Genomic DNA, 12305 nt, shown 5'->3' on the forward strand with positions numbered 1-12305 from the left:
AGGAACACGTCGGATATGGCAAGCGATAGCGGACAGGTCGTGACGCGCTTTGCCCCTTCGCCGACCGGGTTTCTCCACATCGGCGGTGCGCGCACGGCGCTGTTCAACTGGCTCTACGCCCGTCACCACGGCGGCAAGGCCCTGCTGCGGATCGAAGATACCGATCGCAAGCGCTCCACACCCGAAGCGATTGACGCGATTCTGGACGGACTGGCCTGGCTCGGGCTCGACTGGGACGAAGACGTCGTATTCCAGTCCGAACGCGGTGCCCGCCATGTCGAAGTGGCGGAACAGCTTCTGGCCGCCGGCCACGCCTACAAATGCTACGCCACGACGGAAGAGCTGGAGAAAATGCGCGCCGCGCAGCGCGCCGCAAAGCAGCCGCTGCGCTATGACGGGCGCTGGCGCGACCGCGATCCCGCCGATGCGCCTGCCGGGGCGCCCTACGTCATTCGCCTGAAAACGCCCGAGGACGGGGAAACCGCGATCGACGATCAGGTCCAGGGCCGCGTCACCGTCCGCAATGCGGAGCTGGACGATTACATCCTCCTGCGCGCCGACGGCACGCCCACCTATATGCTGGCGGTCGTGGTCGACGATCACGACATGGGCGTAACCCACGTCATCCGCGGCGACGATCACCTCAATAACGCTTTCCGCCAGTTGCCGATCTATCACGCGATGGGCTGGGCGGAGCCGACATATGCGCACATCCCGCTGATTCACGGCAGCGACGGCGCGAAGCTGTCCAAGCGCCACGGCGCGCTGGGGGCAGAAACGTATCGCGACGAATTCGGCGTCCTGCCGGAAGCGCTGTTCAACTATCTCCTGCGCCTGGGCTGGGGCCACGGCGATCGGGAAGAAATCGACCGGGACGAGGCGATCGCACTGTTCGACCTGGATGGTGTGGGCAAGAGCCCTTCGCGCTTCGATCTGAAGAAGCTGCAGAACCTCAACGGCCACTATATCCGCACAGCCGACGATGCGCGGCTCGCTCGGCTGGTGGCGGAACGGATCGATCTGCCGACCGACGAGGGATTGCTGACCGATGCCATGCCGGTGCTCAAAACGCGCGCGCGCGATCTGGACGAGCTGGCCGAAGGCGCGGCGTTCCTGTTCAAGACCCGCCCGCTGGCGCTGACCGAAAAGGCCGCATCGCTTCTCGAAGGCGATGCGCGCGCAATTTTGCACCAGATCAGCGCGCGGCTGCGAGCCGAAAATAACTGGACAATCGAGGCTCTCGAAGCCACTACAAAATCACTCGCCGAAGAACTCGAATTGGGTCTCGGCAAGCTCGCGCAGCCGATGCGCGCGGCGTTGACGGGGACGACGACGTCACCCGGAATTTTCGATGTGCTGGTCCTGCTCGGACGGGAAGAGGCGCTGGCGCGACTGGACGCGCAGGCCGCTCCGGCAAGCGAACGATGAGATAGCGAGAAGGAGAACGAATTTGGCGGACAAGCAGGCGAAACTCGATTTCGGGAGCAACAGTTACGACTTCCCGGTTCTCGAGGGCAGCGTCGGGCCGGATGTGATTGACATCCGCAAGCTCTATGGCAGCACCGGTGCGTTCACCTTCGATCCTGGCTACAAATCGACCGCCAGCTGCGAAAGCGCGCTGACCTATATCGATGGCGAGGAAGGCGTCCTGCTCCATCGCGGTTACCCCATCGGGCAACTGGCCGAACAGTCGAGCTTCATGGAAGTCGCCTATCTGCTGCTCAACGGCGAATTGCCGAAGCAGCAGGAACTCGACGATTTCGACTATACGATCACGCGCCACACGATGCTGCACGAACAGCTGATGACGTTCTATCGCGGGTTTCGCCGCGATGCGCACCCGATGGCGATCATGTGCGGCGTGGTGGGCGCACTGTCCGCGTTCTATCATGACAGCACCGACATCTCCGACCCCGAGCACCGGAAGATTTCGAGCCACCGCCTGATTGCCAAGATGCCGACGATCGCGGCGATGGCCTACAAGTATTCGATCGGGCAGCCGTTCCTCTATCCCGACAACTCGCTCAGCTACACCGGCAATTTCCTGCGCATGACCTTCGGCGTGCCGGCAGAGGAATATGAGATCCACCCTGCGATCGAGCGGGCGATGGATCGCATCTTCATCCTCCATGCCGACCACGAACAGAATGCGTCGACATCGACCGTGCGCCTTGCCGGTTCGTCGGGCGCCAACCCCTTCGCCTGCGTCGCGGCGGGCATCGCCTGTCTGTGGGGGCCGGCGCATGGCGGCGCGAACGAAGCCGCGCTCAACATGCTGCAGGAAATCGGCACGCCCGATCGCATCCCGCATTATATCGAGCGCGCGAAGGACAAGAACGACCCGTTCCGCCTGATGGGTTTCGGTCACCGCGTTTACAAGAACTACGATCCGCGCGCGACCGTGATGCAGCAGACGCTGCGCGAAGTGTTCGAAGCGCTGAACGTCAACGATCCAGTGTTCGAGACCGCGCTGAAGCTCGAAGAGATCGCGCTCAACGACGATTACTTCAAGGAAAAGAAGCTTTTCCCGAACGTCGATTTCTACTCGGGCATCATCCTCAACGCGATCGGCTTCCCGACCACGATGTTCACTGCCCTCTTCGCCCTCGCCCGTACGGTCGGCTGGGTGGCGCAGTGGAACGAGATGATCTCCGACCCCGGCCAGGTCATCGGTCGTCCGCGCCAGCTCTACACCGGCCCGACCGAGCGCGACTATCTGCCCATGGGCAATCGTTGAGATGAAGTTCGTCCTGCAGGTTGCCGGCGTGGCGCTGATGCTCGCCGGCGGCCTCTGGACGCTCCAGGGGCTCGGCCTGGTGATGTGGCCGGCGGAAAGCTTCATGCTGGCCGAACGGCAATGGGCGATCAACGGCGCGCTCGTCTTCGGTGCCGGTGCCGCCCTATTCTGGTTCGCCAGCCGGCGCCGCTAACCCGCCGCCGTGTCGTCCGCTGGCTGGTGGAGGGGCAAGTCCAGGCGGAAGCTCGCGCCCTGCCCCGGCTTGCTCTTGATCGACAGATCGCCGCCCATCGCGCGGGCCAGACGGCGCGAGATATACAGCCCCAGGCCCGAACCACCATCGCCGCTGCGGCCCAGCCGTTCGAATTTCTCGAAGACCCGTTCCTGCTGCTCCGCAGACAGGCCGTCTCCCTGATCGATCACGCTTATGCGCGCGCGCGCTTTCTTGGCAGAAAGCTTCAGCCGCACTGTCGACCCTTCCGGCGCATATCGGATGGCGTTGCCGACCAGATTGAGCAGGATCTGCAGCACCCGGCGAAACTCGGCAATGGCCGGGACCGATTGCCCCTCTTCCGGCGCGACCAGTTCTATTCCGCGCTCCTTCGCCCGGACCGCGAGGATTCCCGCCGCACGGCGGGCCACATCGCCCAGATCGATCTCGTCCGGGGCAGTGGCGAAATCCTCCGATTCCACGACTTCAAGGTCCGACAGATCGTCGATCAGGGCCAGCAGATGCTGTCCCGCAGCGGCGATATCTGCCGCATAGTCGCTATATTCCTCGGCCAGCGGACCGGCCAGGCGCGTGCGGATCGTTTCGGCATTGGCAATGATGCGGGCAATCGGCTGGCGCAGAACGGGCGACAGTTCCTGCCCGATCCTGCGGGTGACAGGCGCGGTGGCAGGCTGCGCCCGGTCGTCGGGCCGATCATGAACCGGTGCGGTATCCGCCACGAGGAACAGGTCGAAGCCACCATCGCCGCGGTCCTGCGAACCGAGCGGCGTCAGCACGGCTTTCCATTCACGCTGGGAATCGGACACGCGAACCCGGGCATCGTCCAGCAGGCGCCAGTGCAGCGGCTGCTGATGCACCGTGCCCGGCAGTTCGACGAAATCGGTCCAGGGGTGCCCGAGGCTGTCACTCATCCGGCGACCCAGCGGCTCGAGATCCGACGCGCGCGTCTCTACCGCCAGCACGCACTGCGCGGAATCGAGGCGCGCCCACAGTTCCGCAACATTGCGCTCGATATCCAGCCGGCGTGTGGCCGCGCTCGCGTCGCTTTCCCCCGGGATGGGCGAGACCTGCCAGTCGGTAATTCCGATGGAGCATTCGCCGCTGCCGCCCGTGTGCGGAAAGATGTCCAGCCGCGCCGTGACGATCTCGTTGTCGCCCTGCGCCTCGAACCCGGTGCCGTAGCGTTTGCCCGCCAGGCGAGCCTTGTCGATCTCTTCCAGCAAGGCAGGGATCGCCAGGGGGCCGGGGATGTGCCCGCCGCACTGATGCTGAAGGCCGGCGATCGGTTCATCGGCGTCGATCAGGCGGTCGTCCGCATCGATCCGTCCGCGGGCAAGAAAGCCGGAAGATTGCGCGTTCATGGCCTCAGCCCAGCTCCTTGCGCCCGGACTGCGCCAGAATGGCCCCCGCGCGATCTGCCCGCAAGGTATCGAAAGCAGCGGGCAAAGTGATGTCCGGGTGAATTAGCACGAACTGTTCGGCAATTTGATCCGGTTTTGCACCTGCCGCGCGCAAGGCCAGCGTCAGGCGGCCGACCTGGCTTTCGTCGGTCGCCAGCGCCAGCAGATCGCGACCCTGGTCGAGCGCTCTGGCCAATGTCGAAAGAAAGATCGCCACCCCCACGTTTCCGATCGAGAGCGATTGCTTGTCCGGTTTGCCCGACCTGGCCGCCACCTGATCCAGCAGCGACAGCCGGTGTGCTTGCGCCTTGCGGCTGTCATGCAGGCGCTGCGCCGCCTGCTCTATGGCATTTTCATCGGTCCCGTCGGCCGACGCGCGCCATGTGGATATGGCGTGTTCGAACAGGGGGTCGGGCAGTTCCTCCAGCGGAAGCTCCATCCGTCGCTGTTGCTGGAAAAACCGGGCCTGCGCCGAAAGCAGTTGCATGGCCAGGCGTGCCGTTTCCCCATCGGAGGATGCGATCAACGCTTGCAGGGCAGGCGAAAGAACGGGGTCTATCCCGCTGCGCCCCTCGAGCCTGACGGCCAGGCGATGTTCCAGCGCAAGCGCATGACAATGGCCGAGAAATGCCAGATCCTGCATCACGCTGTCGGCCAGATCGTCGCATCGCGGCCCGGCGAAGCCCAGGGCATCGTCGATGCCGGCCGCGTTTGCCTGAGCGAACAGCAATTGGCGGGCCACATGGGCGCCCATCCCGCGGACCTGAGCGACGACTTCATCGCTGAAGAGCGCATTGCCGTAATTGGCCAGCAACATGCCCAGCATAGGGCCTGCAGTCCCGAGCACGATGTCGCCCCGCGCCAGTTCCGCGGTCAGGACATCTTCGATCGGCGCCTGCGACCTTTGGTTCATCCCGGATTCGGTCATCCTCCGGCACTAGCCGGACATAGTTAAATCAGCGTTATCCGTCGTTACATTGCGATTGATGGCTGGAATGAGCAGAAAAATCAGCGCAAATATCTGAATAGCCAGCAGAAGTTGATCGAACGCCGCACATGGGACCAGCACGAGGGCAAAAGCTGCCCGGTCGCTGGCAATGTTCGCCAACACCCCCGCCCGCGCCTGTTCGGCCACACGCAAAGCCAGCAGGCACACGACGCCGGCGAACATCCATCCGACCAGCGCCGCCGGCGGTGCGACAAGCGCCATCACCCCGAGTATCGCCGCATCGACTGCCAGGCCCGGCAGCGCGTGGAACAGGCGGCCCTGCCGCTTCTCGGCCGGCTCTTCGCGCAGCAGACTGCCCAAAGTGAGGCTCATGCGCAGCAGGAAGGCACCGATGGCAAGCAGTCCGAAAGCCGTCGCAGCCATCTGCCAGTGCGCCGCGACCAGCGCCCCGCCGAGGCCAAGCGCCCCACCACAGAGAGGAAGAAGGGCACGGCCCCGGCGCGCCAGGAATTGCGGAGCGAATGTCAGGGATATCCGGTCCGCCAGCGCATATGCGGGCGCCATGAACGATGCCGGCACGATCCGCTGATTGAGCCACGTCGTCTCGAAAGATCGCGCGTCCTGTTCGTCGCGGAGCAGGGTCCAGCGGCGTTCCGTCAGCGAGAGGCGCGGCAGCGGCACAATTCGGGTTCCGGACTGCAGCCCGACACGCAGCAGCGCAGGAACGGCATCGACGTCGATCGGCATTTCGGCCAGTCGTTCGACCGCAGAGCCGGGCAGGCGCGCCAGCCCGGCCCAGGCATGGTCGCGATCGATCCGTTCGAATCCGGCTTCCAGCCCCGGTTCCGCCGGCAGGGCAACGATTCCCGGCCGCTCGGCAAGCAGTTCCCCCGCAACCAGGGGATCGGGCACGACCCCTTCGGCAAATACGAACAGATCGTCCTGCGCCTTGACCAGTCCCGAAAGCGCCCGCGCGCTGCCCAGGGCATGGAAACTTGCGCCGGCCTGCTCCGCCTGATGAAGAAGGGGCAAAACACCTTCATCCAGCCCCTCGGCGAAACAAACGATACGCTCGCAGCCGAGCCTCAGGGCGAGATCGATCTGAAACGCAGCTGCACTGCGCCCGGCAACGGTCAGGAGACCCCGCACCGGGCCCACCCCATCGTCTCCGGTCGGATGAATTGCCGAAAGAATCGCGACCCGCAATTGGCGTCTCCAGCGTGAAAACACGCGATTCTACGCGTACCTCACCGGACTGCCAAGCGGTCAGCGCGATCCGGCTGAAAAGGAACGGGTGAAATCTTCAAGTTTGCGAAGGATCACCGGGTCTCCGGGGGCAGCCGCGATCGCATCCTCCGCCAGTTGCAGCAAGGATGCGGCGTGGAAGCTTGCGGCGAGCCCCTTCAGGCGCAGCGCCGCGACCTCCCAATTGCCATCGCACCTGGCGCGGCCCAGCAGGTCTATCTGGCGTTCGAGGCTTTCGACAAAGGCCGCGCGCAGTTCCGCCAGCAGCGCGGGATCGTCCCCGGCCGCGGCCGCCAATGTCGCATCGAGGCTGCCGTTTTCATGGACCATCAAGGGCACCCTATCGTAAATTAGGTTAAAGCAGGGTTTCAGAAAGGCGGTTTCGTGATAGCTTCCGTACTATGAACGGGGGATCCAATATCAGGACCATAGGGTCGGACGCGCCGGCGGATGTGCCGGCGATCAGTGAAACCGCCTTGACCGACACCGTGGAAACAGAGCCTGCTGCCGCACAGGGCGAGGAGGATGACACCTACGGTTCCAACGGACCAGAAGATGATGTCGCGCTGACGCGCAACTGGCTGATGCCGGCAGCGGCTGCGACTGCGTGCCTCGGATGGACAGCCTTTTTCGCGTGGACATATCGGGAAACCATGCAGAGCGGTGCCGCTGCGAGCCAGTGGATCGAATGGATCAGCCAGTGGGCCACGCCGATGGTGCTGGTTGCGGCCCTGTGGCTGCTCGCCACGCGCAACAGCCGCCGCGAGGCACGTCGCTTCGGCGCGGTTGCCGACCTGCTGTCGCACGAATCGCAAATGCTGGAAGCCCGCCTGGCGACCGTTAACCGCGAGCTTAGCCTGGCGCGCGAGTTTCTTGCCTCGCAATCGCGCGAGCTGGAATCGCTGGGGCGTGTCGCCACCGAACGACTTTCGACCCATGCCGACCGGCTGCAAGGGCTGGTGCAGGACAACGGCCAGCAGGTCGATGCGCTCGCCAGCGTCAGCACGACCGCGCTCGATAACATGAACAAACTGCGCGATGATCTTCCGGTCATCGCAAATTCCGCCCGCGATGTGTCGAGCCAGATCGGTAACGCCGGGCGCATTGCGCAGGACCATGTCAGCGAACTGATCGCCGGGTTCGAACGCCTGAACGATTTCGGCCAGACCAGCGAGCACCGGGTCGACAGTCTCCTGGGCCGGATCGACGAAGCTCTTCGACTGTTCGAGGAGCACGGCGAACAGCTCGACAACGCAACGGCCGAACGGTTCGACGCGCTGCGCGAGAAAAGCGAGGCATTTCGTGTCGATCTGGAGGGGCGCGAGATCGAGACCCTGGCGGCGCTGCGGCGCCGTGCGGATGCGCTGTCGCAGGAACTGCGCACAGCGCATGAAACGCTGGCGTCGGAAGAGGAAGAGGCACTCGTTTCGCTGCGAGCACGCCTTGGCGGCCTGCGTGATGAGACAAAGACGATCGGCAAGGCCCTGCGCGAGGGCGAGGAAGCCGCGATCGAGACCTGGAATGCGCAGATCGAGGCCATGCAGGCCCGCCTGACAGAAGCGATCGAAGTCATCAAAGGCGTCGATGAAAACGCCCTCGCCTCTGCCAATCGCAAGCTGCAGGCGTTGAAGTCCGATGCGGAAATCGCCGACCGCGGGATCGAGGAACGCGATCGGCAGCTCGAAGAACGCATGGCGGAACGTCACGCCGCGCTCGACGCAGCGCAAAGCAGCATCGCCGAAACGTTTGCCGCGCAGCTCGCCGAAATCGACGCTGCGATTGCGGAGCGGCGTCAGGCACATATTGCTCAGGCCGAGGAACTGGCCGGCAAGGGCGAAGCGATCACCGCCAGAATCGCGCAGTTGCGCGACGAAGTCGAAGCCATCGCACGCCACGGCGGCGAGACGGAAGAGGCGCTGACGGGCAGTCTGGATCGGCTGGAGGGCAAACTGGTCGCCAGCCGTGCCTCGCTGGATGGGACCGACGAAGCCGTCGCCGGCCTGACCGAAGCAAGCGTCCGGTTGCTGGAACTGCTGCGCGCCAGCAGCCAGCATTCCGCAGAAGATCTACCAGCCGCCATTGGCGAGGCGGAAGGGCGCCTTGCCGCTGTGGAAGAGCGTGCGACCGCGCTCAGGGATACGGTCGAGGAAGCGAGCCTCACCAGTGCGCGACTTTCCGAATATGTGACGGGCGCGCAAGGCACGGGTCGCGAAACGATCGCGGATATCGATGCGCTTCACGAGCGCTTTGCACAGGCGAATGAGACTTACGCCGCACAGATCGCCCAACTGCGCGAAACGATCACCAACCTGGGCGAAGACGGCACCGCCGTCGCCGGAAAGGCGCAAGACGATCTCCGCGAAGCGATCGAGGCGCTGGAAATGGCGGCACGATCGGCACGCGCGGCAATCGGCGAGGATGCGAGCGAGAGCATTCGCGAACTGGCCGAGCGGATCGGCAACGAAGCCTCGCGAGCCCTTGATGCGGTCATTCAGGAAAAGACGGAACAGTCGATTGGCCAGCTTGAGAAGGCCGCATCCAAAGCGTCCGATTCCAGCCGGCAGGCTGCGGTCCAGTTGCGGGATCAGTTGGCCAAAGTGGACGAACTGGCTGGCAATCTCGAAACCCGGGTCGTCCGCGCACGTGAGCGCGCCGAAGAGCAGGTGGATAACGATTTCGCGCGCAGGATGGCACTGATCACCGAAAGCCTCAATTCGAACGCCATCGACATTACCAAGGCCCTCTCCAGCGAAGTGACGGATACGGCCTGGGCGTCGTACCTGCGCGGCGATCGCGGTATCTTTACGCGGCGCGCCGTTCGTTTGCTCGACAATGCCGAAGCGCGGTCAATCGCCGGCCTTTATGAAGACGAGCCGGACTTCCGCGAAAATGTGAACCGGTATGTCGCAGATTTCGAAGGCATGTTGCGCACGATGCTTTCGACCCGCGACGGCAATGCCCTGGGCGTGACGATCCTCAGTTCCGACATGGGCAAGCTCTATGTTGCGCTGGCCCAGGCGATCAAGCGGCTAAGAGGCTAGGCGCGTCACATCGAGGTCGGAAACACCGATCCAGCGATATTGATAGTTGAGCGTGAACAGGCCGGTCAGAACGGCCGCCAGTATCGATGCGCGCACGATGACCCGCCACGGACGGAAATTGCCGGGCGCGCTATCGGCCTGCCCCGGCACCTTCTCCATCCCAAGCTCTTCATGAGTGCGAATGCCCCACGGGAGCATGACGAAGGCACTGAGCACCCAGATCAGGAAATAGATCGCCAGAATCGACGTCCACTGCATCGCATCAACCCCCGACTATCACGACTTTAACCTGTGGGCTCTTGCCCGACCAGCGGCGCGCGGCGCGGCGCGCGGCCAGTCGTGCGGCTTCCGACACTTCGGCGCGGTCATTGTGCGCGTTGCCGCGCAGCTTGCCGATCGCACCGAGTATGTCGGCCTTTGTCTCGGCAATGAATTCGTCCATGTCTTCTTCCAGCGGCAGGCCGAACGTTTCGACTTCCACAGTCAGCCGCGGCCCAAGGACGACGATCAGCGCGCCTTCCGCCGCAATGCGCCGCCGCATGACGATCCCTTCGCCATTTGCGGGCGCGATAATGTCGCCATCGAGAACAAGCCGGCCGGCGGTCACTTCAGCAATCTTGCCCGGTTCGCCCGGCGCCAGACGCACCATATCGCCATTCTTCTGCGCCACAGCGCGCGGGATACCGTGCGCCAGACCAAGACGAGCCTGTTCCTGCATGTGACGCATCTCGCCATGAACCGGAACGAGGATTTCCGGCCGCAGCCATTCGTACAATGCCTCAAGCTCCGGCCGCCCCGGATGGCCCGACACGTGAATCTCGCTCTGCCGGTCGGCCACCATCACAATGCCCCGCTCCGCCAACTGGTTCTGCACACGGCCAATGGCGATCTCGTTTCCGGGGATCTGGCGGCTGGAAAACAGGATGACATCGCCTGCGGTCAGCTCAATCGGATGATTGCCCTCCGCAATCCGCGCGAGGGCCGCCCGCGGCTCCCCCTGCCCGCCCGTCGCAATGATCAGCACTTCGCCCCGTGGCAGGCCCATGGCGGTGTCGAAATCGACGAGATCGGGCAGCTCTTCGAGATAGCCGTTGTCCTGCGCGACTTCGATGATGCGGTCCAGCGAACGCCCGGCAACGCAAAGCTGCCGCCCGGTGGCCTTGGCCACCTCACCCAGGGTATGCAGGCGCGCGACATTGGAAGCGAACGTGGTCACCAGCACGCGCCGCCCCCTGTGGCGCTTCACCTCGTCCATCAGCCCGGTATAGACCGCACCTTCGGAGCCGCTGGGGTTCGGATTGAAAACATTGGTCGAATCGCACACCAGCGCGAGCACGCCTTCGTCGCCAACGGCAACCAGTTCCTCTTCGGTGGTGGGCACGCCCACGATCGGATCTTCGTCCAGCTTCCAATCGCCAGTATGGAACACCCGGCCATAAGGCGTATCGAGCAGCAGCGCGTGACCTTCGGCGATCGAGTGCGCAAGCGGCAGATAGGAAATGCCGAATGGCCCCAGGTCGAACCGATCGGTGTCTTCGACCACGTTGAGTTCGACCTGCCGCGTCAGCCCCGCTTCGTCGAGCTTGCGCCGGACAAGGTCGGCCGTGAATGGCGTGGCATAGAGGGGGACACCCAGTTCGGCCGCGAAATAGGGAACAGCGCCGATATGGTCTTCGTGGGCATGGGTCAAAACGATGCCGACCAGATCCTTCGCCCGATCTTCGATAAACTCGAGATCGGCGAACACGAGGTCCACGCCGGGATACTCGCCGCCCGAAAACGTCATGCCGAGGTCGACCATCAGCCACTTGCCGTCGCACCCATATAGGTTGACGTTCATGCCTATTTCGCCCGATCCGCCGAGCGCGAGGAACAGCAGCTCTTTCTCAGGCGCGAAGTTCTTTTTCATGTAGATGCCCTTTCGGCGAGAATGGCGAGCCCTTCCAGCGTCAGATCGGCATCGACCGCATCGAAAATCTCGGTGTGTTCGTCAAACAGGATCGCCAGGCCGCCGGTGGCGACGACTTTTGCCGGTCGGCCAATCTCTTCCCGCATGCGGGCGATCAGTCCCTCCATCATGGCGACGTAGCCCCAGAAAACGCCGATCAGCATCTGATCTTCGGTATTGGTGCCGATCACGCTTGCCCCCCGCGGCGCCTCGATCGCGATGCGTGGCAATTTCGCCGTGTTGCCGACGAGGGCATCGAGCGACAGATTGATGCCCGGTGCAATGATTCCGCCCTTGTAGGCACCATTGAAATCGACCGCGTCGAACGTCGTCGCGGTGCCGAAATCGACCACGATCAGGTCGCCCGAATAGCGCGCATGGGCGGCAATGGCGTTGAGAGCGCGGTCGGCACCCAGAGAGCGCGGATCGTCGACATCGACGGCGATGCCCCAGTCCGCTGCCCCTTCCCCGGCGATTATCGGGGTCAGACCGAAGTATTTCTCGGCCAGCACCGTCAGATTATGGACCGCGCGCGGAACCACCGACGCGAAGATTATCTGCGTGATCGCATCGCGCGCGACGCCTTCGATCTTCAACAGTTGGAGCAGCCAGACCGCATATTCGTCACCGGTGCGGCGCGCATCGGTCGCGATCCGCCAGCGCGCCCGGACTTCCCGCTGTCCGTCGCCATCCCGCGAAAACAGGGCGAAGACCACGTTGGTATTTCCGACATCGACGGCGAGCAGCATGACA

At 63.9% G+C, this 12305-nt stretch carries 11 protein-coding genes; 4 read left to right on the forward strand and 7 right to left on the reverse strand.

Annotated elements, in window-relative coordinates; all coding sequences use genetic code 11:
• Positions 1 to 15: 15 nt before the first annotated feature.
• The 3 genes from gltX to AM2010_RS06500 are packed head-to-tail and all read left to right on the forward strand — an operon-like array spanning position 16 to position 2930.
• On the forward strand, positions 16 to 1428 hold the full coding sequence (gene gltX / locus AM2010_RS06490; protein ID WP_047806372.1) for a glutamate--tRNA ligase: 1413 nt from the start codon (positions 16 to 18) through the stop codon (positions 1426 to 1428).
• Between the two features lie 22 nt (positions 1429 to 1450).
• On the forward strand, positions 1451 to 2737 hold the full coding sequence (locus tag AM2010_RS06495; RefSeq protein ID WP_047806373.1) for a citrate synthase: 1287 nt from the start codon (positions 1451 to 1453) through the stop codon (positions 2735 to 2737).
• A gap of 1 nt (position 2738) precedes the next feature.
• Positions 2739 to 2930, forward strand: a complete 192-nt coding sequence (locus AM2010_RS06500; RefSeq protein WP_047806374.1) for a hypothetical protein — start codon at positions 2739 to 2741, stop codon at positions 2928 to 2930.
• On the opposite strand, the gene AM2010_RS06505 is transcribed toward AM2010_RS06500, so the two are convergent.
• The 4 genes from AM2010_RS06505 to AM2010_RS06520 form a co-directional block, all read right to left on the reverse strand.
• Positions 2927 to 4330 (reverse strand): sensor histidine kinase, encoded by a 1404-nt coding sequence (locus AM2010_RS06505; protein ID WP_047806375.1) that lies wholly within the window; start codon positions 4328 to 4330, stop codon positions 2927 to 2929. The two genes, AM2010_RS06500 and AM2010_RS06505, sit on opposite strands and share 4 nt — an antisense overlap.
• Before the next feature lie 4 nt (positions 4331 to 4334).
• The gene (locus AM2010_RS06510; RefSeq protein WP_047806376.1) at positions 4335 to 5297 is read right to left on the reverse strand and encodes a hypothetical protein; all 963 of its coding nucleotides are present in this window, start codon (positions 5295 to 5297) and stop codon (positions 4335 to 4337) included.
• Between the two features lie 9 nt (positions 5298 to 5306).
• Positions 5307 to 6467, reverse strand: coding sequence for a hypothetical protein (locus AM2010_RS13735; RefSeq protein ID WP_150115244.1), 1161 nt, complete (start codon positions 6465 to 6467; stop codon positions 5307 to 5309).
• Positions 6468 to 6584: 117 nt separating this feature from the next.
• On the reverse strand, positions 6585 to 6893 hold the full coding sequence (locus tag AM2010_RS06520) for a hypothetical protein (RefSeq protein WP_047806377.1): 309 nt from the start codon (positions 6891 to 6893) through the stop codon (positions 6585 to 6587).
• 71 nt (positions 6894 to 6964) lie between these two features.
• Here AM2010_RS06520 and AM2010_RS06525 point away from each other — a divergent pair, with 71 nt between their 5' ends.
• Positions 6965 to 9604: a coiled-coil domain-containing protein gene (locus AM2010_RS06525; RefSeq protein ID WP_047806378.1), complete on the forward strand. Its 2640-nt coding sequence runs from the start codon at positions 6965 to 6967 to the stop codon at positions 9602 to 9604.
• On the opposite strand, the gene AM2010_RS06530 is transcribed toward AM2010_RS06525, so the two are convergent.
• The 3 genes from AM2010_RS06530 to AM2010_RS06540 are packed head-to-tail and all read right to left on the reverse strand — an operon-like array spanning position 9593 to position 12301.
• Positions 9593 to 9862 carry a DUF1467 family protein gene (locus AM2010_RS06530; protein ID WP_047806379.1) on the reverse strand — a complete coding sequence of 90 codons (270 nt, stop codon included), beginning with the start codon at positions 9860 to 9862 and terminating at the stop codon, positions 9593 to 9595. The genes AM2010_RS06525 and AM2010_RS06530 overlap by 12 nt on opposite strands.
• A 4-nt stretch (positions 9863 to 9866) precedes the next feature.
• Positions 9867 to 11513: a ribonuclease J gene (locus tag AM2010_RS06535; RefSeq protein WP_047806380.1), complete on the reverse strand. Its 1647-nt coding sequence runs from the start codon at positions 11511 to 11513 to the stop codon at positions 9867 to 9869.
• The gene (locus tag AM2010_RS06540) at positions 11510 to 12301 is read right to left on the reverse strand and encodes a type III pantothenate kinase (RefSeq protein WP_047806381.1); all 792 of its coding nucleotides are present in this window, start codon (positions 12299 to 12301) and stop codon (positions 11510 to 11512) included. Before AM2010_RS06540 ends, AM2010_RS06535 begins: the two co-directional genes overlap by 4 nt.
• Between the last annotated feature and the right edge of the window lie 4 nt (positions 12302 to 12305).

It is taken from the genome of Pelagerythrobacter marensis (assembly GCF_001028625.1).
Lineage (GTDB): Bacteria > Pseudomonadota > Alphaproteobacteria > Sphingomonadales > Sphingomonadaceae > Pelagerythrobacter > Pelagerythrobacter marensis.